Raw genomic sequence first — 24,181 nt, 5'->3', positions numbered from 1 at the left:
CAAGCATGGAGACATCGCCCCGGCTCAACCTGATCCAACGCCAAACGCTTGCGATCGTGCTCGCAGGCGGCCGCGGCACCCGCCTCGGCCCGTTGACCAACAAGCGCGTCAAGCCGGCCGTCCACTTCGGCGGCAAATACCGGATCATCGATTTCGCGCTGTCGAACTGCCTGAATTCCGGCATCCGTCGCATCGCCGTCGTGACGCAATACAAGGCCCATTCGCTCTTGCGCCACCTGCAGCGCGGCTGGGGCTTCCTGCGCGGCGAGTTCAACGAATTCATCGACCTGTGGCCGGCGCAGCAACGCGTCGAAGGCGCGCACTGGTACCGCGGCACCGCCGACGCCGTGTTCCAGAACCTCGACATCATCCGTTCGATGAGGCCGAAGTACATCATCGTGCTGGCCGGCGACCACATCTACAAGATGGACTACATGCGCATGCTGCTCGATCACGCCGACAGCCAGGCGGACTGCACGGTCGGCTGCATCGAGGTGCCGCGCATGGACGCGACCGCGTTCGGCGTGATGGCCGTGGACGCGTCCCGCCGCGTGACCGGCTTCGTCGAAAAGCCGAAAGACCCGCCCGCGATGCCGGGCCGCCCGGACATCGCGCTCGCGAGCATGGGCATCTACGTGTTCAACGCCGACTACCTGTACTCCCTGCTCGAAGAGAACATCTCGAACCACGCGACCGACCACGATTTCGGCAAGGACATCATTCCGCGCGTCGTGACGCTCGGCAATACGATCGCTCACCCGTTCTCGATGTCGTGCGTCTCGTCGGACGAGAGCGTCGAGCCGTACTGGCGCGACGTCGGCACGATCGACGCGTACTGGGCCGCCAATCTCGATCTCGCCTCGACGATCCCCTCGCTCGACCTGTATGACGACACCTGGCCGATCTGGACGCTCCAGGAGCAATTGCCGCCCGCCAAGTTCGTGCGCGACCTGAAAGGCGAGCAAGGCGTCGCGACGAACCTGCTCGTCTGCGGCGGCTGCGTGATTGCGGGCTCGCAGGTATCGCGCGCGGTGGTGTCGTCGAGCGTGCGCGTGCAGTCGTTCTGTCATCTCGATGAGGCAGTCTTGTTGCCGCAGGTGCAGGTGGGCCAGGGGTGCCGGCTGAAGCGCGTGGTCGTCGACCGCGGCTGCGTGATTCCCGAGGGCACGGTGATCGGCGACGATCCGGCGCTCGACAACGAGCGCTTCTACCGGACCGAAGCCGGCATCGTGCTCGTCACGAGCGACGCGCTCGCGCGGCTCAAGCGGTAAGCCGCAGCGACACGGCCACGACCCTTGGCCCATTGCGCCCCGGGGAAAGTCCCCCGCCCCGCGGCCCAAGGCCACTTCCTTCGGGGCGCAGGAAGTCCTGTTGGGGGACCGGGGGATCAGGAGATCAGGACACGCCCTATCGGAGCCAAGCCCATGACGATTCGCGCGCTGCATGTCGCAAGCGAGCTGTATCCGTTGCTGAAGACCGGAGGGCTCGCCGATGTCGTCGGCGCGCTGCCGCCCGCCCTGGTGGAGCACGGCGCCGACGTGCGCGTGCTTCTGCCGGGCTTTCCATCGGTCGTCGCGGGGGTCGCCGACCTGCGCCCCGTCGCTTCGCTCGAGCCGCGCTTCGGCGTGCGCGACGCACGCCTCGAATACGGCACGCTCCCTGCCAACGACGTCGGCATCTACGTGATCCGCGCCGATTCGTTCTACGACCGCGGCGGCAGCCCGTACCTCGACGCCGCGCAGGTGCCGTACGGCGACAACGCGCAGCGCTTCGCGCTGCTCGGCTGGACCGCGGCGCTCCTCGCCCAGCACGCCGATCCCGACTGGAAGCCCGAGATCGTGCACGCGCACGACTGGCACGCCGGGCTCGCGCCGGCCTACCTGAAAGCGGCCGAGCGGCGGCACGGCAAGCCGCTCGCGCACTCGATCATCACCGTGCACAACCTCGCCTACCAGGGGATCTTTCCAGCCGCGATGTTCGGGCAGCTCGGCCTGCCGGACGACTTCTTCGACATGCACGGCGTCGAGTTCTATGGCCAGCTTTCGTTCCTGAAAGCGGGCCTGCACTTCGCCGAGCGCATCACGACCGTCAGCCCGGCTTACGCGCGCGAGATCCGCACCGTCGCGCAAGGCGCCGGGCTCGACGGGCTGTTGCGCGGCCGCGCGCACGAGCTGTCGGGCATCCTCAACGGCGTCGACTACACGGTGTGGAGCCCGGCCGAGGACGCGTCGATCGCGGCGACTTACACGGCGGCCAAGCTCTCCAGGAAGGGCGCCTGCAAGACGGCCTTGCAGGCGCGTCTCTCGCTCGCGCAGAAAAGCGACGCGCTGCTGTTCGGCGTCGTTTCGCGGCTGACCGAGCAAAAGGGCCTCGACCTGCTGCTCGAAGTGCTGCCCGAGATCGTCAAGCGCGGCGGTCAGCTCGCCGTGCTCGGCAGCGGCGAACCGGCTCTCGAGGCCGGCCTCCTGCGGGTCGCGCAGGCGCACCCCGATGCCGTGGCCGTGCAGCTCGGCTTCGACGAGGCGCTCGCGCATGCGGTCATCGCGGGCAGCGACGTCGTCGCGGTGCCGTCGCGCTTCGAGCCGTGCGGGCTCACGCAGCTCTACGCGCTCGCCTACGGCTCGCTGCCGCTCGTGCACTGCGTGGGCGGCTTGGCGGATACGGTCGTCGACGCGTCGCTCGAAAACCTCGCCGACGATCTCGCCACCGGCTTCGTCTTCCATCATTTCGAGCCGGCCTCGATCACGGCGGCGATCCGCCGCGCGTTCGCGCTCCACGCGCGCCGCAAGGAATGGAAAGCCGCCCAGCGCCGCGCGATGGCGCAGGACTTCGGCTGGGGCGCGTCGGCGCAGCACTATCTCGCGCTCTATCGCGAACTCGTTTGACGCACACGTGCGACGGCCGATGCCCAGCCTGACGCGCACGAGACGCTCCGCCCGTTCACCGATCCGCTGACGCGGCGCAACAACTTCGACGCCGGAACGCTTTGCGCCGGCCGAAAGTCATGTATTGTTGTTTCGTATGCGGCGGCGCGGTGCGCCCGCAACGGCCGCAGCGGGTAGATGAAACGGTCTGCTCCGGGCAGCCCTGGTTGATGCAACGCAGCGGTTTGCCGAGCGCAAGCCGGCATCGCGGCGCCGCCTCGCCCGTTTCCCGAACACCAGGGGTGCCCCGCCCTTCGAACCCAGATCGCGCTTGGCGCAGCGAAGTCAATTATGAAAAACGTCCTCAGCATCCAGTCGCACGTCGTGTTCGGCCACGCGGGCAACGGCGCCTCCGTGTTCCCGATGCAGCGGCTCGGCGTCAACGTGTGGCCCCTCAATACCGTCCAGTTCTCGAATCACACGCAATACGGGCACTGGGCCGGCAGCGCGATCGACGCTTCTCAGATGCAGGAACTCGTCGAAGGCATCGGCGCGATCGGCATGCTGCGGCGCTGCGACGCCGTGCTCTCCGGCTACCTCGGCTCGCCCGAGCAGGCCGAGGCGGTAGTCGAGATCGTGCGCGCGGTGAAGGCCACCAATCCGCGCGCCTGGTACTTCTGCGACCCGGTGATGGGCCAGACGGGCGGCACCAAAGTCGAGCCCGGCATTCAGGAGTACCTCGTCGACAAGATGCCCGAAGTGGCCGACGGCATGGCACCGAATCACAACGAGCTGCAAAAGCTAGCGGGGCGCAAGATCGAGACCGTCGAGGAGGCCGTGGAGGCCTGCCGCGAAATCGTCCGGCGCGGGCCCCAAGTGATCCTGGTGAAGCACTTGCTCGACCGCAACAGCCTCGCCGACCGCTTCAACATGCTCGTCGTGACCGAAAACGAAGCCTGGATGGGCCAGCGGCCGCTCTATCCGTTCGCGCGGCAGCCGGTCGGCGTGGGCGACCTGACGAGCGCGGTGTTCGTCGCGCGGCGCCTGCTGGGCGACTCCGTGCGCGCGGCGTTCGAGCATACGCTTGCGGCCGTGCACGCCGTCGTCAAGGCAACCTACGATGCCGGCCGCTACGAACTCGAAATCGTCGCCGCGCAGAATGAAATCGCTCAGCCGAGCGAATGGTTCGGGGCTTGGGTGACCGACGCGGCGTAATCCTGCGATCCGCTTTACGCGTCGGCATTCGATCCTATTTTGTTCGTTGAACGACCTAACGTCTCGGCGACGCTCGCGCGGTTCGCGCGCGGGTCCACGCACCGCCCTCAATCGAGCCTGAACTGCCCCACCGCGCTCGCGAGCTGCACCGCCTGCGTCTGCAGCGCGGCGGCAGCCGCCGCCGATTCCTCCACCAGCGCCGCGTTCTGCTGCACCATCTCGTCGAGCTGCGACACCGCGCGATTGACTTCCTGAATCCCGCGCGTCTGCTCGTCGGCGGCGTTCGTGATCTCGGCCATGATCGTCGTCACGCTCGACACGTTGCCGACGATCTCGGTCATCGTCTCGCCCGCGCGCCGCACCTGGCTCGAGCCCGACGAGACGCTGTCGATCGTCGACTCGATCAGCGACTTGATCTCCTTGGCCGCCTGCGCGCTGCGTTGCGCGAGGCTGCGCACTTCGCCCGCGACCACCGCGAAGCCGCGCCCCTGCTCGCCCGCGCGCGCCGCTTCGACGGCCGCATTCAGCGCGAGGATGTTGGTCTGGAACGCGATGCCGTCGATCACGCCGATGATGTCGCCGATCTTGCCCGACGCCGTCTCGATCTTGCCCATCGTGCTCACCACTTCCGACACGACCTCGCCGCCGCGCGAAGCGACCGCCGACGCCGAGCCCGCCATCCCGTTGGCCTGCCGCGCCGCACTCGCCGACTGCGTGACCGTCGACGTGATCTCCTCCATCGACGCCGCCGTCTGCTGCAGGCTCGCCGCGGCCGATTCGGTGCGGCCCGAGAGGTCGAGGTTGCCGGCTGCGATTTCGTCGGCGGCGGTGCGCACCGATTCGCTCGTATCGCGGATCTGCCGCATCACGTGGTTCAGCTTGTCGACGAACGTGTTGAACGAGCGCGCGATCTGCGCGACTTCGTCGCTGCCCTCCGACGGCAGGCGCTGGGTCAAGTCGCCGGTGCCCGTGCCGATCGCATCCATCGCGTCGCGCACGAGCGAAAGCCGCTTGAACGCAGTCGCGGTGATCGCGCTCACGACCGCCGCCGCAAGCGCGACGATCACGATCAGCGCGATCGCCGAGGTCGTCAGGAACGAGCGCACGCCGGCCGTGGCCTCGGACTTGTCGAGCGCGACCACGGTGATCCAGTCGGTGCCCGGCACCGCTTGGCCGCGCAGCAATTTCGCGTGGCCGTCGACGTGCACTTCGAGAGGACGCGCAGCCGTGGTGAGCGACGCAATGGCCGCCGTGTTCAGCTCCGTCATCAGGTCGCCGACGGGCTTTAGCGTGAGCTTCGCATCGGGATGCGCGACGATCGTGCCGCTTGCGTCGAGGAGCATGCCGAAGCTCGCGGGCGTCGGGTGAATCGACTTGACGTTGGCGATCACGCTATCCATGTTGACGTCGCCCGACACCACGGCCTTCAATGCGCCGTCGCGCACGATCGGCACCGCGAACGTGACGACGAGCTTGCCCGAGCCCGCATCGACATAGGGCGGCGTCACCACCGGCTTGCCCGCCGCGGCCGCCTGCTTGTACCACGGGCGGCCGGTCGGATCGTAGTCGGAAGGCACGCCGGTCGGATCGGAGAACTTCGCGGTCTTGTCGGCGGTGCCGACGTATACGTTGGTGAAACCGCCCGCCGCGGCGACTTGCTTGAAGGTCGGCACCGGGTCCGCCGTGAGCGCGACGTCCTCGAGCGAAACGATCGCCGCCGTCTTCGATGCGACCCAGTCGCCGATGCCGGCATCGTGGCCGTCGGCGAGCGCAATCAGGTTGTTGTTGATCGAATCGTTGTCGTACGAGCTGACGACCCAGTAGTTGAGCGCGGCGTTCACGACGAGCGAGCAGACGACGATCGCAAGACACGCTGCCAGCACGCGCGAGCGGATTGAGTCAAACATGAGGGAGGGTTCCTTCCGACGAATAGGCGTTCGAGGACTCGTGATCCTCTAGGGCGAATATCGGCTGGGAATTTCAATACTTGAGGAAAGTCTCTAGTGCGAACATTCGTGAAGCGGCTCGGCACGCGCGAGTGTGTCGCGAGCGTGTCGATTAAGCATTTCATTACCTCGAATTGAGAATCGACGGCACCGGTCCCCGCTTCACCGCCAAACGGCACGTTCCAAGCGCCTATAATTCGTTGCGCGCCGCGCGGCGTCACCGGCCGCATGGCGAGCGGCGCAATTGAACGAACAGCAAGCGAGGATCAGATGGGCGGCAACATCCGCAGCGAGCGGGAAGAATATTTCGAGCAGTTGTGCATGAGCATCGATGCGGACGAAGCGCACGAACAGGAAGGCATCGAATACTTCGAAGCGCAGATCGGCGAACCTGACTTCGACGCGGCGCTGTGGCTCGACATCGCGCTTTACTACGCGCCCGCGGTAGCGCGCGGCATCATCGACATGATCGACGAAGACGACCGCGCGCGCAGCAACATCGCCGAAATCATCGCGGAAAATCTCGACATCTCGTACGGCGAGGACGACTGCGAACGCTTCGAGCAAACGCTGCGCTTCGCACTCGCAAACGGAGTGCCGGTCGACGTCGACGTGCTCCTCGACGGCTGCGAGCGCGCGCTCGACGATCTCGACCATTGGGCCGACGACGAAACCAAAGCGCCGCTCGTCGAATTGCGCGACACACTCCAGCAACTGCAGCAAGCGCACTGACGTCGACCCGCCCTGCGCTGTGCCGAGACCGCTCGGTACGGCGCGCGCCACGCGCGCGCACGAAACGGCTCGCACGCCCTCCTGTACCGCCTTTCCTCAGTATTACCCCTACTGCCACGCGTTTTTCGCTTGTGCCGAAATGCGCATGCCGGACGTTGCGAACAGTCAAGACGGGCCCAAATTGGCTTTCTATATTCGCGCCATGTGACCGCCTCGATTGACGATACGGCTTGCCAGCGAACAAGCCTTCGAGCACGGGCGGCACACGTGGCAATTTCCCCGACAACGACCACCGAGAGTCCAAAGGAAGAAAAAACATGAGCCTTCGCAAGACGATCCAGCCTTATGCTTTTGCCGCCGCAGCCTTCGCGAGCCTGCTCGCCGCCGCACCGCTCGCGGCCTACGCGCAGGACGCGACCATCAAGATCGGCTATGCCGCCCCGCTCACCGGCGCGAACGCCGGCTACGGCAAAGACCTGCAAGACGGCGTGCAGCTCGCGCTCGAAGACGCCAAGGCGCAGAAGATCCTGATCAACGGCAAGCCCCCGGCCTTCGAGCTCATCCCCGAAGACGACCAGGCCGACCCGCGCGCGGGCGTCCAGGTCGCCCAAAAGCTCGTCGACCAGAACGTCGCCGTCGTGGTCGGCCACTTCAACTCGGGCACGACGCTGCCCGCCTCGCCGATCTACGACAAGGCCGGCATCCCGATGATCGACCCGGCCGCGACGAACCCGACGATCAGCGGCCGCGGCCTCTCGAACGTGTTCATGGTGATCTCGAACGACGCACAGAACGCGGGCAACGCGGGCGCTTATGCCGTCGACGTGACGAAGGCCAAGCGCATCGCGATCATCGACGACCGCACCGCGTTCGGCCAGGGCGAAGCCGACCAGTTCGAGAAGGCGGTGAAGGCGCACGGCGGCACGATCGTCGCGCGCGAGTACACCAACAACCAGGCGGTCGATTTCAGCACGCAGCTCACGAAGATCAAGTCGACCAATGCCGACCTGATCTTCTTCGGCGGGCTCGACACGCAGGCCGCGGACGTCGTGAAGAAGATGAAGGAGCTCGGCATGACCGCGCAGTTCCTGGGCGGCGGCGGCGTGAAGGACGCCGAGTTCATCAAGCTCGCGGGCGATGCGGCCAACGGCGCGATGGCATGGGAATACGGACGTCCGCTCGACGACCTCCCGCAGGGCAAGCACTTCGCCGAGCGTTTCAAGAAGCGCTTTGGCGTGGACGTGCTCTCCTACGCGCCATTCGGCTATGACGCGGCGTGGGCCGCGATCAAGGCGATGCAGGCGGCGAACTCGACCTCGCCCGACGCGTACCGGCCATATCTGAAGAAGATCGACTTCGAAGGCATCACGGGACGGATCTCGTTCAACGCGGACGGTTCGCTCAAGAGCGGTTTGTCGACGCTCTACCAAGTGAAAAACGGCCAATGGGTGACGATCGTGACGAAGAGCGCGACCTGAGGCTTTCTGATCCCGATGGCGGTCCCGGTTGTACGATAGACGGCAAAGACGCATCTGGAGAACGTATCAACCCAGCACGGCGCCTTCGGGTGTCGTGTTTTTCTTTGTGGAGCCGGCATGAGCTCGAAGGTAGTAATCGTAGGCGGCGGCGTGATCGGCAGTTCGATCGCCTATTTCCTGCGCGCGTCCGATGCGACGGTCGACGTCACCGTGATCGAGCGTGACCCGACCTATGCGCGCGCTTCATCGGCGCTATCCGCCGCTTCGATCCGGCAGCAGTTTTCGACGCCGCTGTCGGTGCAGATGTCGCTCTTCGGCATCGAGTTTCTACGCTCGATCGGCGAGCGTCTCGCGATCGGCGAAGACAAGCCGTCGATCGAACTGCACGAAGGCGGCTATCTCTTTCTCGCCACCGCCGCCGGCGAAACGATCCTGCGCGAGAACCATGCGCTGCAGACCTCGCTCGGGGCGCAGATCCGCTACTTGCCGCATGACGAATTACAAGCGGCGTTTCCGTGGCTCAATGCCGAAGACCTCGTCGCGGGCACGTTCGGCGTATCCGGCGAAGGCTGGTTCGACGGCTACGGGCTCGTGCAGGGCTTGCGCAAGAAGGCCCAGGCGCTCGGCGCGCGCTACGTCGCGGCGGAAGTCGCAAGCGTGCGCCGCGAAGGGCGCCGCGTGCAGCAGGTGCTGACCGCGCAGGGCCAGGCGTTCGACTGCGACGTGCTCGTCGATGCCGCCGGGCCGTGGGCGCGGCGCATCGCGGAGATGGCCGGCATCGATCTGCCGGTGTTCGCGCGACGGCGCAGCATCTTCAACGTGGCCTCGCCCGCGAAGCTCGGCCCGTGCCCGCTCGTGATCGACCCCACAGGCGTCTATTTCCGGCCCGAGGGCAAGACCTTCCTGTGCGGGGCCTCGCCTTCGGCCGACCACGACCCCGACGACCTGCCGCTCGACGAAGTCGACTACGCGATCTTCGACGACGTGATCTGGCCGGCGCTCGCACACCGCGTGCCGCACTTCGAGGCGCTGCGGATTCAGAACGCGTGGTCCGGCTACTACGAGTACAACGTGTTCGACCAGAACGCGATCATCGGCCGCCACCCCGATGTCGACAATTGCATGTTTGCCAACGGCTTCACCGGACACGGGCTGCAGCAAGGGCCGGCCGCCGGGCGCGGCGTGGCCGAGTTGATCCTGCACGGCAGGTTCGTCACGCTCGATCTCGGGGCGCTGGGGTTCGAGCGCGTGTTGCAGGGGCGGCCGCTCGTCGAGAGCAATGTGATTTGACGCGGCTTCTTGTTCAAGCCGTCATTTCGCCGCGCCCTGCACCACGATTTGCGCCAGCGCGTCGCGTTCGATCTTCACGAGCGTGGCGCGCGTTGCATCGAAATCCTGCGGCGAGCACACTTGCCGCCCGAATCTCGCGCGCAAGCGGCGCGTGATCTGCACGACTCGCGTTGCCGGATCGAACACGTAATGCGATTCGTAATCGTAGAACGCGTCCTGCACGCTCAGATCGTCCGGCAGGCCCACCATCCGCACGTTGCCGGGCAGCGCGATCTGCCCCGTCTCGTCGAATTCGCCGCCGATGCAGACGTACGGCTGCGTGCGCACCCGCTCGGCGAGCCAGCTCTGGACCTGGGTCGCGATGCCGCCTGACAGGCTCGACAGCGCGGGCACCGCCGTCATGCCCGCGGGCCACACGACGTGCTCGAGCGTGCCCGTCATCGAGACGGCAAACGGTCCGCCCGTCGCGGCGGCATCGTCCGTATCGAGCCGCGCGGTGCCTTGCAAGCCGGTCTGCTTCAAGCGGTCGAAAGCGATCTGCTGCACGCGCTGCTGCGTCGCGCGCCGGAACATGTTGCGCTCGAGCTCGGCGGTCCAGCCCGAATCCTCCACGCGGTAAGCGTAGCGCGCGTCCCCGCTGTCGGCGATACCGATCTGCAAGCGCGCGGTGCGGCCGCGCGGCTCGGTGGCCGGCGTGCGCGCCAGGACGCCCTCGTCCACGAGGAGCGCCGGACGGTCCATCAGGATCGGCGGCAAGTCGCCGAACCCGGTGCCGCCCGCGGTCGTATCCGCAAAGACCTTTAGATCAGGAATCCAAACGATCACGTGATTGATCGCCGTCGCCCCGAAGCCGGGCACCGACGGCAGCGTATAGACCGGGCCGAGCCCGATCAGCGCCGGCTCGCTCCGTATCCCCACCGCCGCGAGCAGCGCGCCGTAGAGCGCAACGTGGTCCTTGCAGTCGCCGTAGCGGTTGCGCAGGATGTCCGTCACCCGGTGCGGCATGGCCGCCGTCTCGCCCAAAAAGAGCGCCACGTAGCGCACGTTGGCGCGCATCCAGTCGTACAGCACGCGCGCCTTCGTGCGCGCGTCCGGAGCGTTCGCCGCGAGCGCCTGCGCGAAGCGCACGACGGCCGGGTCGCTCGCGCTCGGGTCCGCCGCGGCTTGCCGGTAGCGCGCGGCGAACGCGGCGAAGTCGGGCACCGTCGACACCATCAGCCGGTCGCCGTACTCCGTGTACCCGACCGCGCCGTTTTCGATCGACGGATACGGCCCGTGGCGGTAGTCGAATTCGTAGCGCGTGCGTCCGTTCACGGTCAGCGGCGCGAGCGCGACGTAGCCGCGCGCGTCCGCATAGAGCGGCATGTCGGCGGGCATGTCGAAAATGAGCTGCTGATGCTCGACGGGATCGCGCGCCGGTTCGTCGAAATACTCGAACATGCCCGCCTGCAACGGCTTCACGCGCGTCTTCGCGAACACGAGATGCACGCGCCAACCCGGCTCGACGCCTGGAAAGATCACCGTGCGCAGCACGCCGTCCTCGAAGGTCGGCGCCCCGGCCGAGCGCGGCTCCTGCACGTCGCGTATCGCCTCGGGACCGACCGGGTGCGCGCGGCCTTCGGGATCGATCGACTCGGCCGTCAGCAGATCGACTTTCTCGGTGTCCTTGTTGAACCACACATAACGCTCGGCGATGTCGTCGACGCCGGCGGTGGTGTTGGCGCGCAGCGTCGTATCGTCGTGCTCTTCGACGGTCCCGTCGTGCTGGACGACGAACACGTGCACGTCCGATTCGACCGTGAACGGCGCCGGGTTGCCGGGCGAGGCCGCGGTCTGGGCCGGCGCAAGCGGGCAATATGAGAGCGCAGCCGCGCACGTCGCGCATCGCAACAGGTAGCGGGATCGGTCACGGAAAAGCCCGGGATCGCGCCTCGCGGTGTCGGCTCGGCCAAGGGGCACGGCTACCCCTGCATCCGCATTCGATACGCGCGCGGGCTCGCGCCGAACTCCGCGCGAAACGCGTGATTGAAGTTCGACACGTCGTTGAAGCCGCAATCGAGCGCGACGTCGACGATCTTCGCGCTCTCCTCGGCGAGCCGCTGCGCCGCCGCACGCAAGCGCGCACGCAGCAGGTATTGATGCGGCGTGACGCCCGTCACGCGCTCGAACGTGCGCAGGAAATGGTAGGGGCTCAAGCCCGCGTGCCGCGCCAGCCGCTCGACGCTCAGCCCGTCGTCAGGCGCGCTGTCGATCAAACACAGGACCGGCGCGACGCGCGCGAGCGCCGCCGCGGGCACTTCGCGCGGGTCCTCGGCCGGCATGCCGGCCGCGAGCCGCAGCGCTAGTGCGGCCACGGCAGGCGCGAGTTCGTCCCACGCGACACCGGCCTCCGACACGACGCCGGCGCACGCGGCCGCGACGAGCGGCGCAAGCGGGCGCAACGGCGGAAGGCGCACCGCCGCGAAGCGCGCGTCGCGGCTGCGAATGCCCGCGTCCGCGGCGATTTGCTCGAAGCAGCCCGGCGTGTAGCGAAAGGCGATGCAGCGGTCGCCCGCGCGGTGCCGGTGACCGCATTCGAAGCACGCCCCGGCGTTGCCGAGCATGATCGCGCCCGGCGTCATCAGCCCCGACCCGGCGCGCGAGCGGTATTCGAATGCGCCCGCCGCCACCATCGCGACGCAAACATGCTCGTGGCGCTCCTCGAACGGCCTGTCGCGCGGTCCGCTCGTGCACAGCACGTCGTCCACGGACCAGCCCGCGCCGTGCGCCAGCACGCGCGGCATCACGGCGCCCTTGACGCCCTCCGCTTCGCGGCGCGCGAGCGCGCGTTCCAGTTCGGCCGCAATTTTCCCCAAGATTCGCCTCGCATCGGTGTCTATGATCGTTGTAGCACATCGGCGGCGCGGCCACGGCGGCGTCGCTCACCCTGGAGAACCGGTGTATGAACGACCCCCACGCTCACATTCGTTCGCTGTCGACCGGAGTTGGCGCTTTAGCGCTTACTCCGGTCCCATGCAAAGCTCCCCCCGAGGGGGCGGATGGGTTCCTGAAGGCGCTCGCGGCGCCTTGCCGCGCGGCCGACATCGACGCCGCCGACGATCTCTACGGCTGGCTCGTCGGCAGCTGGGCGCTCGACGTCCTGCACTTTCGCGAAGATGTCCGCGCCGAGCGGATCAAGGGCGAAGTGCAGGTCGGCTGGGTGCTGGAAGGCCGCGCGCTACAGGACGTCTGGATCATGCCGGCACGCGGCGCGCGCACGGCCCCGCCCAATCCGGCCAAAGATATGTACGGCACGACACTGCGCGTCTGGGACGCGGCGCTGCGCGCGTGGCGCATCACCTGGATCAACCCGCTGAACGGGCATCGCGAAGAGCAGATCGGACGCCGCGAAGGCAGCGGCATCGTGCAGCTGGGCACGCGTGCCGACGGCACCGCGACGCGCTGGCGCTTCACGGAGATCACGCCCGATTCGTTTCACTGGATCGGCGACGCGCGCGACGCGGGCGGGACGGCGTGGCGTCTCGAAGGGGAATTCCTCGCGAAGCGCACGGGCACATGAGCGCTCAAGCGCTCGGGCGCATTAGCTCTGCCGCAGCTGTGCGCCCTCCTCGTGCGAGAGCCGCACGAAGAACAACAGCGAGCACAGCGTCATCGCACCGACCACGACGAAAGCCGGCGAGAAATCGTCGGCGGCGAGATGCGCGGCGCTGCCGCCGTGCAGATGCGCGGTCAGCGCGACGAGCGATGCGCCGAACGCGACGCCCAGGCTCACCGACAGCTGCTGCATCATGCTCGAGAGCGCGGTGGCGCGGCTCATCTTCGGCTTCGGCATGTCGGCGTAGCCGAGCGTGTTGAGCGTCACCATCGCCAGCGAATTGAAGAGGCCGCCGAACAGCAGCACGACGAAGATCAGCAGATGGGGCGTCGTCGGCCGGAACAGGCCATAGCAGGCGTAGAAGACGCTCGTCGCCAAGGTCGCGCCGATCAACAGCGTGCGAAAGCCGATGCGGCGAATCGCGGTGGTCATCACGGTGCGCACGCTGAGCGAACCGACCGCCGTTGCGACCGAAAGCGACCCCGATTGCAGCGGCGACAGCCCAAAGCCGAGCTGCAGCATCAGCGGCATCAGAAACGGCGACGCGCCGATCGCGATGCGCAGCGGCATCCCGCCGACCACCGCCGTCCGGTACGCGGTGTAGCGCAGGATGCCCAGATCGATGATCGTGCGCTCGCGCGCGCGGCCGTAGAGCCCATAAGCCAACAGCGACAGCGCGCCGGTGCCGACGAACGCGAGCGTCACCGCGTGCGGCACGAGCCCGCGCCCGACCGTGTCGAGCCCGCCGACCATCCCGACGAGGCCTGTCGACAGCAGCACGAAACCGGTCAGGTCGAAGCGCTCGATGACGGGCTCGTAGTCGCCGCCGATGAAGATCAGCGCGAGCGTCACGCCGAGCACGCCGAACGGGATGTTCAACAGAAAGATCCAGCGCCACGACGCGACCGTGACGATCAGCCCGCCGAAGAGCGGCCCCGCGAGCCGCCCGATCGCGCCCGGCACGGTGAACCAGACCATCGCGGCGACCATGCGCGCGCTCGGCACGCTTCTGAGCAGGATCAGGCGTCCAACCGGCACCATCATCGCGCCGCCCATGCCTTGCAGCACGCGGAACGCCACCAGTTGGGGCATCGACTGGGCGAGCCCGCACAGCGCCGAGCCGAGAGAAAAGCACACGATGGCGCCGCAGAACACGCGGCGCGGGCCGAAGCGGTCGGCAAGCCAGCCGCTCGCGGGCAGGAACACCGCGAGGCTCAGCAAGTAGGAGGTGATGGCGAGATTGAGGTGCAGCGCTTCGACATCGAGCGACCGGGCGATCGACGGCAGCGCCGTCGCCATGATCGACGTATCGAGATTCTGCAGAAACAGCGGGCACGCAACGATGAGCGGTATGAGTCGGGAGCGTTCGGTCATGCGCTCCCTTTTACCTCAAAACGCCGGATTGCGGTGTGCCCGGCATGCCCGCTGCGCCGTGCCCGAGCGCTTCGTGCAACTGGGCCGCGCCGGCGGCCTGCCCGCCCTGCCCGCCCTGCCCGCGCTCGAGATCGTGCTCGCTCGCAGCGTGAGGTCGAACCGTGCGCCGTGCGATTTTCTGGCCGAGCAGATCCTCAGCGAGCTGCGGGTTTGAGTGCGCTCTGCCGAGCGCGGATCGGAGCCCAGGGCCACTTCGCGCCGATCGCAGGCCCTACTCCGGACCTTCGCCCCCGCGCTCCGCCGGATCGAGCCGCGTAAGCAGCGCGTAGAGCTTCTCGACATGGCGCTTGAGCAGATCGTGATGCTTCTCGATCTGCTCGATCCGCCCGGCGAGATCGGCGTGCACGCGCTCGTCGAGATCGGTGCCGGCATCCATCACGTCTTCGACTTTCGCGCGCAACACGGCGAGCTCGGCCGGCGGATGATTGAGGTGCCATTCGAGCCTACGCACCTCTTGCGCCGCGAGATCGCGGACCTTGCGGAAATGCGCGCGCCGCCGGTTCTGCTCGGCTTCGTCGCTCGCCGCCTCGGCCGCGCGCCGCGCCGCCTCGCTGCGCCCGAGGATATCGCCGCTGCTCTTCAGCACGGTCTTCTTGCGAACCGGGTGCACGGTGCCGCGAAACTTCGCGAACGCGGTTTCGGTGTCGATCGCCGCTTGGGTGCGCTCGGGAACCTCGCCGGCGCGATGCGGCGTGTCCATCCAGTTTGCCGGCAGCCCGGTCACCGATTCGACGCCGCGCACGAACTCGACGCTGAACTCGCGCTGCCCGGCCAGGATCAGCTTCAGCAGGCTCGCGGAAAGCGACATCATCCGCGCGAGGCGCGTGACCGCCCCGACCGCTTCCGTCAACACGCCAAGGTTCGCCCGCCAGACCGGGACCAGGGCTTCATCGGAGTCGTCCATTGCCGATTCGTCCATCGATTCATTGCCTCCGAGGTGGGGGCGACGCGGTCGGCGGAACCGCATCACACGGATTCGGAATGTGTCTTCGGTGAACGAAAGCGTAGCCGCTATGCGGCGCCGCAGGCAATGCGGGAAATTGAAAACATCCGTTACCGGCAGCGGCTTCGGGGCAGCGTCCCGGCGCAGGCAAGGCGCCGGGACGCCGCGTCTAGCGCGGCGCGGCGGGCGTCAGCCCAGGCGAGCAATTTGCGCGCCTGGCGAGCGCTTCGAGCGAAGGGATCAGCTCGAAGCGACGCGTTCGAGCGCGGTCGCGACCAGCGTTTCAAGCAGGGGTTCGATTTTTACGGCGAGCGTGTCGTCGTAGGAATACGGCAGTTGCTCTTCCATATACGTGATTTGCGACAGCTCGAGCTGCACGGCATGAATGCCGTCGCCCGGCACGCCGTAACGGCGCGTGATGTAGCCGCCTTTGAAACGCCCGTTGGCGACCGCCGTGTAGCCGCCGTGCCCGGTCACGATCGCCGCCAGCGCCTCGGCGAGGCCCGCGGCCGCGCTCGCGCCGTCAGCCGTGCCGAAGTTGAAGTCCGGCAGGCGCCCTTCGAAGAAACGCGGCACGTGCGAGCGGATCGAATGCGCCTCCCACAGCAGCACTTTGCCGTGCCGCGCCTTGAGCGCCGCCAGTTCGGCGGCGAGCGCCTCGTGGTAGGGCCTCCAGTAAAGCTCGCGGCGGCGCGCGAGCTCCGCGTCGTCTGGTTCGCGGCCTGCCTGGTACAGCGGCTCCTTGTCGAACGTATCGAGCGGCAGAAGCCCGGTCGTGTCCTGCCCCGGGTACAGGTTCGCGCCGTCGGGCGGACGGTTCAGGTCGATCACGTAGCGCGCGTACGTCGGGCTCAGGATCGACGCGCCGAGCCGCTTCGCGAACGCGTACAAGCGGTCCAGATGCCAGTCGCAATCGTCGACGCGCATCGCGGCAGCCGTCATCGTCGCCGCGATGTCGTCGGCTATGCGCGTGCCCAGATGCGGGATCGAGATCAACAGCGGCAAGCTGCCGCGATGCAATGAAAAAATCGGGAGATCGGTGGAAGCGGTCATGGCGGTGCGCGTCACTGAACGGGTTGGTGTCGATGGGGTTGCCGGCGAGAGATCGCCCGCAAAGCCGGCGAAGCCGTCATTCGAGCAGATCCGCGACGGCCGCGCGATAGGCGGCGTAGGCCGGCGCTTCGTCGACATGCCGGCGTGCCTGAACGACATGCCGGCCGCCGGCGTAGACGTCGCGAATCGGCGTCTCGCCATGCTCGCAGAATACGACACCCGACAGCCACTTGCCGGGCGCATGCTCGGCAAGGCTCGGATGCTCCGGGTCGAGCACGAGCCAATCGGCGCGGCACCCGGCGGCGAGCGCGCCCGCCGCACGCCCTGTTGCTTGCGCGCCGCCCGAGCACGCAGCGTCGAAGAGACGGTCCGCGACGTGCGAATGCGCGTCCGACGCCAGCACATTGCGCTGCCGCCGCACGAGACGCTGCCCGTATTCGAGGAGCCGCAATTCCGCGCGCCAGTCGACGCCGATATGGCTATCCGAGCCGACGCCGAAGCGCCCCTGCGCTTCCAGATACGCATGCGCGGGGAAGATGCCGTCGCCGAGGTTGGCTTCGGTCGTCAGGCACAGGCCGGTCACGGCGCCGCTCCTCGCGAGCGAGACGGTCTCGGCGGCGTCGACGTGGGTTGCGTGCACGAGGCACCAGCGCGTATCGACGTCGAAGCGATCGAGCAGCCATTGCACGGGCCGCGCGCCGGTCGTCGCGAGGCAGTCGTAGACTTCGCCCGTTTGTTCGGCGATGTGGATATGCACGGGAGCGCCTTGCGGCAAGCTCGCGTCGAGTCCGGCAAGCAGCGCGCGCAATGAGTCTTCCGACACCGCGCGCAACGAATGCGGCGCCACGCCATAGCGCAGCGCGGCGTGCTCGGGCCGCGCGCGGCGCAACGTCAAGAGCAGATCGAGCAGACTGTCGGGCGTATTGATGAAGCGGCGTTGATCGTCGCGCGGCGCGCGCGCGCCGAAGCCGCTGTACTGATAGAGCACCGGCAGCATCGTCATGCCGATGCCCGTGCTCGCCGCCGCATCGACGACGCGCTCGGCCAGCTCCGCCGCGTTCGCGTAGCGGCTGCCGTCGGCCGTGTGATGCACGTAGTGAAACTCGCACACCGACGTATAGCCCGCCTTCAGCATTTCGACGTAGAGCCAGCGCGCGATGGCGCCGAGGCCCTCGGGCGTGATGCGCGCGGCGAACCGGTACATCAGGTCGCGCCAGCTCCAGAAGTTGTCCGCGGGGTTGCCGGCACCGTTGGCGCGATACTCGGCGAGCCCAGCCATCGCGCGCTGGAACGCATGCGAATGCAGGTTCGGCATGCCGGGCATGACCGGGCCGGCTGCGCGCGCCGCATCGGGGCGCGGCGCGCTGTCGGGCGTCACGGCGACGATTACGCCCGCGTCGTCCCATTCGAGCAAGACATTGCGCCGCCAGCCTTCCGGCAAATACGCGTGCTCGGCAAAAAGCGTGTGATTTTCAGTCATCGATCGAAAGCGTGAAGAGGTGACGATTCCAGGATCGGATGGGCGTCGCGCAGATGGACGGTGCCGCCTGCGCGCACGACGCGCTGCGCGAGCGGCCGCCCGATCCAGTAAGCGAGTTCGGCAAGCGTGTCGACGGACCACGCGACGAAGTCCGCCGAACGCCCCACCGCGAGTTCGCCGTGACGCTCGTGCTGCCCGAGTGCCCGCGCCGCGTGCTGTGTCACGCCCTTCAGCACTTCGGGCACGGTCAGGCGGAACAGCGTGCAAGCGAGGTTCAGCATCGATACGAGCGACGTGGACGGCGACGTGCCGGGGTTGCTGTCGGTCGAGATTGCGATCGGCACGTGATAGCGGCGCAGCAGATCGATCGGCGGCAATTGCGTTTCGCGGATGAAGTAGTACGCGCCCGGCAGCAGCACGGCGACAGTGCCCGCCGCCTTCATCGCGGCGACGCCCGCTTCATCGAGGAATTCCAGGTGATCGGCGGAGAGCGCGCGATGGCGCGCCGCGAGCGCGGCGCCGCCGCTGTTGCTCAACTGCTCGGCGTGCATCTTGACGGGCAGGTTGCGCTGCGCGGCCGCTTCGAACACGCGCTCGCTTTGCGCGAGCGTGAAGCCGATCCGCTCGCAGAACACGTCGACCGCATCGACGAGCCCTTCGTCCGCGAGCGCCGGCAGCATGCGGCGGCAGACTTCGTCGATATAGTCGTCGGCGCGGCCCGCGAATTCCGGCGGCAAGGCGTGCGCGCCGAGAAAGGTCGTGTAGACCGTCACGGGATAGCGGCGGCCCAGCTCGCGCGCGACGCGCAACATCTTGCGCTCGCTCGCGAGATCGAGGCCGTAGCCCGATTTGATCTCGATTGCCGTGACGCCTTCGGCGATCAACGGCTCAAGGCGTGCCGCCGACGCACGCAGCAATTCGGCCTCGCTCGCCGCACGCGTCGCGCGCACGGTCGATACGATGCCGCCGCCGCGCTGGGCGATCGCTTCGTAGCTGGCGCCCGCGAGGCGCATCGCGAATTCGTCGGCGCGCTGGCCGCCGTAGACCAGGTGCGTGTGGCAATCGACGAGGGCCGGCGTGACCCACGCGCCGCCCAGGTTCTCGCGCGGCCACGCCGCGAATTCGGCGGGCAGGTCGCTCGCGGCGCCGAGCCAGGCGACCTTGCCGTCGCGCACGGCGAGCGCTGCGTCGCGGATCGTGTGATCGGGGTCGCCTTGAGGACAGAGATGGAAGTGCTGCCAGACTGTATCGTTCATCGGGTGCTCGAAACGGTTTGCGGTAGCAGGCTCGGAAAAACCATGCAAAGCGTGACGGCCATGCCGGCGCGTGCGCGCCAGGCGCCGTTCACACGTAGCGGATGTACACCGCGAGCATCACGCCCGAGCCGGCCACCGCGCACGACAGCGCGCGGGGCGCTTCGATGCACAGCGTGTCGGTGTCGCCGAGCGTGACCGGCGCGCCGCTTTCCTGCACGTCCACGCCGAGCGTCACATCGAACGTCCCGCTCGCGCAAAACAGCAGCATCACATCGGCGTCGAGCGTGTGTTCCGCGTTGCCGCGCCACACGTCGATCAAGCCCCGCACGCGGCCGCGCCGCAGCATGAGGTTGAAATCGCGCGTCGGGCCGTCGACCAGGCTCGCCTCGATCGCCGTCTCGCCGTTGAAATGCGCGGCGTCGAGCGGCTTCATCAGCGAGTACGTGATGCCGCCGCGTTCGTCGAGCAGCATGCCGTTGCCCGAGAGCAGGACGAGCGTGCGGTCGATGCCCGGGAAACGCGAGAACGCTCCCGGCTTTTCGACCTCCGCGACGCTCACGCGCCACACGAACGTGTCGAGGTCAGAGCCCGCCGGATACGCGGCGATCTCGCGCGTGAGCCCGCCGCCGTTCTTCCAGCGCGTCGCGGCGAGATCGGCCGCGCGCAGCAGCGTAACGGCCCCTGCGCGCCCCGCGTGCGCCGGGTGCGCCTGAGCCGTGCCTTCCCCTGCGCCGGCCGCCACGATCAGCGCCCCAGCATCGGCAGCTTGAGACCCGCTTCGCGCGCGGTCCGCTGCGCGAGCTCATAGCCCGCATCGGCGTGGCGCATCACGCCTGTCGCCGGATCGTTGAACAGGACGCGTTCGATGCGGCGCGCGGCGGCGTCCGTGCCGTCGCAGACGATCACGACGCCCGAGTGCTGCGAGAAGCCCATCCCGACCCCGCCGCCATGGTGCAGCGACACCCACGTCGCGCCGCCCGCGGTGTTGAGCAGCGCATTCAGCAGCGGCCAGTCGCTGACCGCATCCGAGCCGTCCTTCATCGATTCGGTCTCGCGGTTCGGGCTCGCGACCGAACCCGTATCGAGGTGGTCGCGGCCGATCACGACCGGCGCCTTCAGCTCACCCTTCTTCACCATCTCGTTGAACGCGAGGCCGAGGCGATAGCGGTCCTTCACGCCGACCCAGCAGATCCGCGCGGGCAATCCCTGGAACGCGATGCGTTCGCGCGCCATGTCGAGCCAGTTGTGCAGGTGTGCGTCGTCGGGAATCAATTCCTTGACCTTCGCATCGGTCTTGTAGATGTCCTCGGGGTCGCCCGACAGCGCAACCCAGCGGAACGGCCCCTTGCCTTCGCAGAACAACGGACGGATATACGCAGGTACGAAGCCGGGGAAATCGAACGCGTTCTTCACGCCCATTTCGAGCGCCATCTGGCGGATGTTGTTGCCGTAGTCGAGCGTCGCCGCGCCGCGCTTTTGCAGCTCGAGCATGGCTTCGACTTGCTTCGCCATCGATTGCTTCGCGGGCTCCACGATGCTTTGCGGATCGACCTTCTGGCGCTCGCGCCAGGCTTCGACGCTCCAGCCTTGCGGCAGGTAGCCGTTGATCGGATCGTGCGCGCTCGTCTGGTCCGTCACGCAATCGGGCGTGATGCCGCGCGCCACGCATTCGGCGAACACGTCCACCGCATTGCCCACGAGACCGACCGACACCGGCTTGCCGCTTTGCTTCGCGTCTTCGATCATCGCGAGCGCTTCATCGAGCGTCTTCGCCTTCTTGTCGACGTAGCGCGTCTTCAGGCGCAAATCGATGCGCGTCTCGTCGCATTCCACGGCGATCATCGAGAAGCCCGCCATCGTCGCCGCGAGCGGCTGCGCGCCGCCCATGCCGCCCAGGCCGCCCGTCAGGATCCAGCGGCCCTTCGGGTTGCCGTTGAAGTGCTGATTCGCGACCGAGAAGAACGTTTCGTAGGTGCCCTGCACGATGCCCTGGCTGCCGATGTAGATCCAGCTGCCGGCCGTCATCTGGCCGTACATCATGAGACCCTTGCGGTCGAGCTCGTGGAAGTGATCCCAGGTCGCCCAGTGCGGCACGAGGTTCGAATTCGCGAGCAGCACGCGCGGCGCGTCGGCATGCGTGCGGAACACGCCGACCGGCTTGCCCGATTGAATGAGCAGCGTCTCGTCGTCGTTCAAGTCCTTGAGTGACGCGAGGATCTGGTCGAAGCAATCCCAGTTGCGCGCCGCGCGCCCGATGCCGCCATAGACGACGAGCGCATGCGGATGCTCGGCCACTTCCGGGTCGAGGTTGTTCTGGATCATCCGGAACGCCGCCTCGGTCAGCCAGCTCTTGCAGGTTTTTTCCGTGCCGCGCGGTGCGCGGATCGTGCGGGTCGGGTCCAGACGCGGGTCGATGTGCTTCGGGTTGTTCATGTCGGCTCTCTTTTGGTTCGTCGGGTTCGTCGGGTGCGCGAGGGACCGTGCGGGCCGCCCCGCAACGGCTTCGGGATTCGGTTCAGAAATGTCCGGTGAAACGGTAGCGGCTGCCGGGGTGCCAGAGATTGGCCACCGAAGCGACCGCCCCCTGCGACCACGTGCGCCGATGCAGCATCAAACACGGCTCGGTGTCGTTCATCGTCAGGTGCTTGCGGGTCTCGTCTTCAGGCAGCGCCGCTTCGATCCGGTACTCGACGCGCTGCAGCGGCGCGACGCGCACGAGGTACTGGTTCGGCGTGGTCAGCGAGAAGTCCTGCAGCGCGTACTCGGGCGCGACGGCCGGATTGACCCAGCGTTCTTCGAGCTGCACCGCCTCGTCGTTCTCGAAGTGCAGCACACGCGAATGGAACACGGGGCTGCCGGCGCTCACCTGCATTTCGTCGGCGAGCGCGTCGTCGGCGACGGTCGCGCCCAAGTGCAGCACGCTCGCATGATGACGATGCCCGCGCGCGACGATCTCGTCCGAGATGCTGCGGATCGCCACCAGCGTCGACTCGTATTTCGGCCGCGCGACGAACGTGCCGGCGCCCTGCACGCGCGTGAGCACCTGCTCCGACGTCAGCTCGCGCAGCGCGCGGTTGACCGTCATGCGCGCCACCTTGAAGTCGCGCGCGAGTTCGTTTTCCGAAGGCACCTGGTCGCCCTCCCCCCATTCGCCCGCGTCGATGCGCGCCAGGATGAAGTTCTTGATTTCCAGGTATGCGGGAGCGTTCATGCCGGTGCCCTCTGGTTCGGCCGGTTCGTTTTCGTTCGGCCCGTGTGAGTCAGCGCTGCTCGGAAACGAACGAGAACGGGCTGTGCGACGCGATCGTGCCGCTTTCCACCAGACGCGCGATGGCCGCGATATCCGGTGCGAAGTAGTGGTCGAGCTCGTAGTGCGCCACGGACTCGCGCACGGTGTCCATCACGCGCTGCAGCGCGGCGCTGGTCCGGTTCGGCGCGCGCAGGTCGACGCCTTGCGCGGCGGCGAGCAATTCGATCGCGAGGATGTGCGCGGTGTTCGCCGCGATGTCGCCGAGCTTGCGCGCGGCGAAGGTCGCCATCGAGACGTGGTCTTCCTGGTTGGCGGAAGTCGGCAGCGAATCGACCGAGGCCGGATGCGCGAGCGTCTTGTTCTCCGAGGCGAGTGCGGCGGCCGTCACGTGCGCGATCATGAAGCCCGAGTTGACGCCTCCGTCCTTGACGAGGAACGGCGGCAGGCCGGACAGCGTCGCGTCGATCAAGAGCGCGATGCGCCGCTCGGCGAGCGCGCCGATTTCGGCGGCGGCGAGCGCGAGATTGTCGGCGGCGAACGCCACCGGCTCCGCATGGAAGTTGCCGCCCGAGAGCACTTCGCCGGTATCGGGGAAGATCAGCGGATTGTCGGAGACCGCGTTCGCTTCGATGAGCAGCACGCCGGCCGCATGGCGCATCTGGTCGAGGCACGCGCCCATCACCTGCGGCTGGCAGCGCAGGCTGTACGGGTCCTGCACCTTGCCGCAATCGCGATGCGAGAGGTTGATGCCCGAGCCTTCGAGCAGCGTGCGGTAGGCCGCGGCCGCGTCGATCTGGCCTTGGTGGCCGCGCAGTTCGTGAATGCGCGCGTCGAACGGCTTGACCGAGCCCGCCGCCGCGTCGACCGACAGCGCGCCCGCCACGAGGCCGGTGCGGTACAGGTCTTCGATCGCGAACAGGTTGTAGAGCGCGAGCGCGGCGGACGCCTGCGTGCCGTTCAAGAGCGCGAGGCCTTCCTTCGCTTGCAGCGTCAGCGGCGCGAGGCCCGCGGCGCGCAGGCCTTCGGTCGCGCTCGCGCGCTCGCCGCGGATGAACACTTCGCCGATGCCGAGCAGCGCCGCCGACATATGCGCGAGCGGCGCCAGGTCGCCCGACGCGCCGACCGATCCCTTCACCGGGATCACCGGCAGCACGTCTTGGTTGAAGAGCGTGATGAGCGCGTCGATGACTTCGCGGCGGATGCCCGAGTGGCCGCGGCCGAGGCTCGACACCTTGAGCGCGATCAGGAGGCGCACGACGGGCGCCGACATCGGCTCGCCGACGCCCACCGCGTGCGACAGCACGAGATTGCGTTGCAGCAGTTCGAGCTGATCGTGCGGGATATGCGTGCTGGCGAGGCGCCCGAAGCCGGTATTGATCCCGTACGCGGGCTCGCCCTTCGCGGCGATATCGGCGACGGCCTTCGCGCAAGCGTCGATCGCGCCGAAGCTGGCCGGATCGAGCTGCAGTTTCACAGGGCCGCGGGCAATTTGGCGCAACTGCGGGAGGGTCAGATGGCCGGGCGTGAGAGTCATCATGGGTTCGAAGGTCCTGTCATATCGAAAACGTGAAGGCAGTCTAGCGCTGCGATCTTGTATAGACAACTTGTTTTTGCGATTTCCGGATAAGGGCTTTCCATTAGTGCG

19 protein-coding genes and 1 pseudogene are annotated in these 24,181 nt (G+C 67.6%); 8 read left to right on the top strand and 12 right to left on the bottom strand.

What is annotated here, in order from left to right; genetic code table 11:
* Positions 1-5: 5 nt before the first annotated feature.
* The 3 genes from glgC (at position 6) to pdxY (ending at position 4,079) form a co-directional block, all read left to right on the top strand.
* Entirely contained in the window at positions 6-1,271 is a 1,266-nt protein-coding gene (glgC, locus tag J3489_RS05730) for a glucose-1-phosphate adenylyltransferase (RefSeq protein ID WP_206996744.1), read from the top strand.
* 153 nt (positions 1,272-1,424) lie between these two features.
* Positions 1,425-2,885, top strand: a complete 1,461-nt coding sequence (gene glgA, locus J3489_RS05725) for a glycogen synthase GlgA (protein ID WP_206996743.1) — start codon at positions 1,425-1,427, stop codon at positions 2,883-2,885.
* 330 nt (positions 2,886-3,215) lie between these two features.
* A complete protein-coding gene (gene pdxY, locus J3489_RS05720; RefSeq protein WP_206996742.1) occupies positions 3,216-4,079 on the top strand; it encodes a pyridoxal kinase PdxY in 864 nt (287 codons plus the stop codon).
* A 107-nt stretch (positions 4,080-4,186) separates the two neighbouring features.
* Here pdxY and J3489_RS05715 read toward each other — a convergent pair whose 3' ends face one another.
* Positions 4,187-5,986 (bottom strand): methyl-accepting chemotaxis protein, encoded by a 1,800-nt coding sequence (locus J3489_RS05715; protein ID WP_206996741.1) that lies wholly within the window; start codon positions 5,984-5,986, stop codon positions 4,187-4,189.
* A 309-nt stretch (positions 5,987-6,295) separates the two neighbouring features.
* On the opposite strand from J3489_RS05715, the gene J3489_RS05710 reads away from it, so the two are divergent.
* The 3 genes from J3489_RS05710 to J3489_RS05700 all read left to right on the top strand — a co-directional run bounded on the left by J3489_RS05710 (position 6,296) and on the right by J3489_RS05700 (position 9,525).
* The gene (locus J3489_RS05710) at positions 6,296-6,757 is read left to right on the top strand and encodes a hypothetical protein (RefSeq protein ID WP_206996740.1); all 462 of its coding nucleotides are present in this window, start codon (positions 6,296-6,298) and stop codon (positions 6,755-6,757) included.
* A gap of 317 nt (positions 6,758-7,074) precedes the next feature.
* Positions 7,075-8,235 carry a branched-chain amino acid ABC transporter substrate-binding protein gene (locus J3489_RS05705; RefSeq protein ID WP_206996739.1) on the top strand — a complete coding sequence of 387 codons (1,161 nt, stop codon included), beginning with the start codon at positions 7,075-7,077 and terminating at the stop codon, positions 8,233-8,235.
* A gap of 117 nt (positions 8,236-8,352) precedes the next feature.
* Positions 8,353-9,525 carry an NAD(P)/FAD-dependent oxidoreductase gene (locus J3489_RS05700; RefSeq protein WP_206996738.1) on the top strand — a complete coding sequence of 391 codons (1,173 nt, stop codon included), beginning with the start codon at positions 8,353-8,355 and terminating at the stop codon, positions 9,523-9,525.
* A 21-nt stretch (positions 9,526-9,546) separates the two neighbouring features.
* On the opposite strand, the gene J3489_RS05695 is transcribed toward J3489_RS05700, so the two are convergent.
* Entirely contained in the window at positions 9,547-11,418 is a 1,872-nt protein-coding gene (locus J3489_RS05695) for a DUF3857 domain-containing transglutaminase family protein (RefSeq protein WP_242539825.1), read from the bottom strand.
* 68 nt (positions 11,419-11,486) lie between these two features.
* Positions 11,487-12,380: a helix-turn-helix transcriptional regulator gene (locus tag J3489_RS05690; RefSeq protein ID WP_206996736.1), complete on the bottom strand. Its 894-nt coding sequence runs from the start codon at positions 12,378-12,380 to the stop codon at positions 11,487-11,489.
* 86 nt (positions 12,381-12,466) lie between these two features.
* Here J3489_RS05690 and J3489_RS05685 point away from each other — a divergent pair, with 86 nt between their 5' ends.
* A complete protein-coding gene (locus tag J3489_RS05685; RefSeq protein WP_242539802.1) occupies positions 12,467-13,084 on the top strand; it encodes a hypothetical protein in 618 nt (205 codons plus the stop codon).
* A 21-nt stretch (positions 13,085-13,105) separates the two neighbouring features.
* Here J3489_RS05685 and J3489_RS05680 read toward each other — a convergent pair whose 3' ends face one another.
* A complete protein-coding gene (locus tag J3489_RS05680; RefSeq protein ID WP_206996735.1) occupies positions 13,106-14,494 on the bottom strand; it encodes an MFS transporter in 1,389 nt (462 codons plus the stop codon).
* A gap of 22 nt (positions 14,495-14,516) precedes the next feature.
* On the opposite strand from J3489_RS05680, the pseudogene J3489_RS05675 reads away from it, so the two are divergent.
* A pseudogene (locus J3489_RS05675) lies at positions 14,517-14,708 on the top strand (LysR family transcriptional regulator); the annotation flags it as partial.
* Positions 14,709-14,765: 57 nt separating this feature from the next.
* Here the strand turns inward: J3489_RS05675 and J3489_RS05670 are convergent.
* From J3489_RS05670 to hutH, 8 genes are all read right to left on the bottom strand, one after another.
* On the bottom strand, positions 14,766-15,458 hold the full coding sequence (locus J3489_RS05670; protein WP_206996734.1) for a hypothetical protein: 693 nt from the start codon (positions 15,456-15,458) through the stop codon (positions 14,766-14,768).
* Between the two features lie 279 nt (positions 15,459-15,737).
* A complete protein-coding gene (gene hutG, locus J3489_RS05665) occupies positions 15,738-16,550 on the bottom strand; it encodes an N-formylglutamate deformylase (RefSeq protein ID WP_206996733.1) in 813 nt (270 codons plus the stop codon).
* A 76-nt stretch (positions 16,551-16,626) separates the two neighbouring features.
* Entirely contained in the window at positions 16,627-18,030 is a 1,404-nt protein-coding gene (locus tag J3489_RS05660) for a formimidoylglutamate deiminase (RefSeq protein ID WP_206996732.1), read from the bottom strand.
* Complete coding sequence (gene hutI / locus J3489_RS05655; RefSeq protein ID WP_206996731.1) at positions 18,027-19,286, bottom strand: imidazolonepropionase; 1,260 nt, start codon at positions 19,284-19,286, stop codon at positions 18,027-18,029. Before hutI ends, J3489_RS05660 begins: the two co-directional genes overlap by 4 nt.
* 88 nt (positions 19,287-19,374) lie before the next feature.
* The gene (locus J3489_RS05650) at positions 19,375-20,028 is read right to left on the bottom strand and encodes a HutD/Ves family protein (RefSeq protein WP_206996730.1); all 654 of its coding nucleotides are present in this window, start codon (positions 20,026-20,028) and stop codon (positions 19,375-19,377) included.
* Between the two features lie 2 nt (positions 20,029-20,030).
* Complete coding sequence (hutU, locus tag J3489_RS05645) at positions 20,031-21,719, bottom strand: urocanate hydratase (protein ID WP_206996729.1); 1,689 nt, start codon at positions 21,717-21,719, stop codon at positions 20,031-20,033.
* 82 nt (positions 21,720-21,801) lie between these two features.
* A complete protein-coding gene (gene hutC, locus J3489_RS05640; RefSeq protein WP_206996728.1) occupies positions 21,802-22,497 on the bottom strand; it encodes a histidine utilization transcriptional repressor HutC in 696 nt (231 codons plus the stop codon).
* A gap of 49 nt (positions 22,498-22,546) precedes the next feature.
* Positions 22,547-24,073, bottom strand: a complete 1,527-nt coding sequence (gene hutH / locus J3489_RS05635; protein WP_206996727.1) for a histidine ammonia-lyase — start codon at positions 24,071-24,073, stop codon at positions 22,547-22,549.
* Positions 24,074-24,181: the final 108 nt, after the last annotated feature.

Origin of the sequence: Trinickia mobilis, assembly GCF_017315705.1 — a bacterium.
Lineage (GTDB): Bacteria > Pseudomonadota > Gammaproteobacteria > Burkholderiales > Burkholderiaceae > Trinickia_A > Trinickia_A mobilis.
Note: the sequence above shows the minus strand (reverse complement) of the source record. Positions and strands in the feature narration are given on the sequence as shown.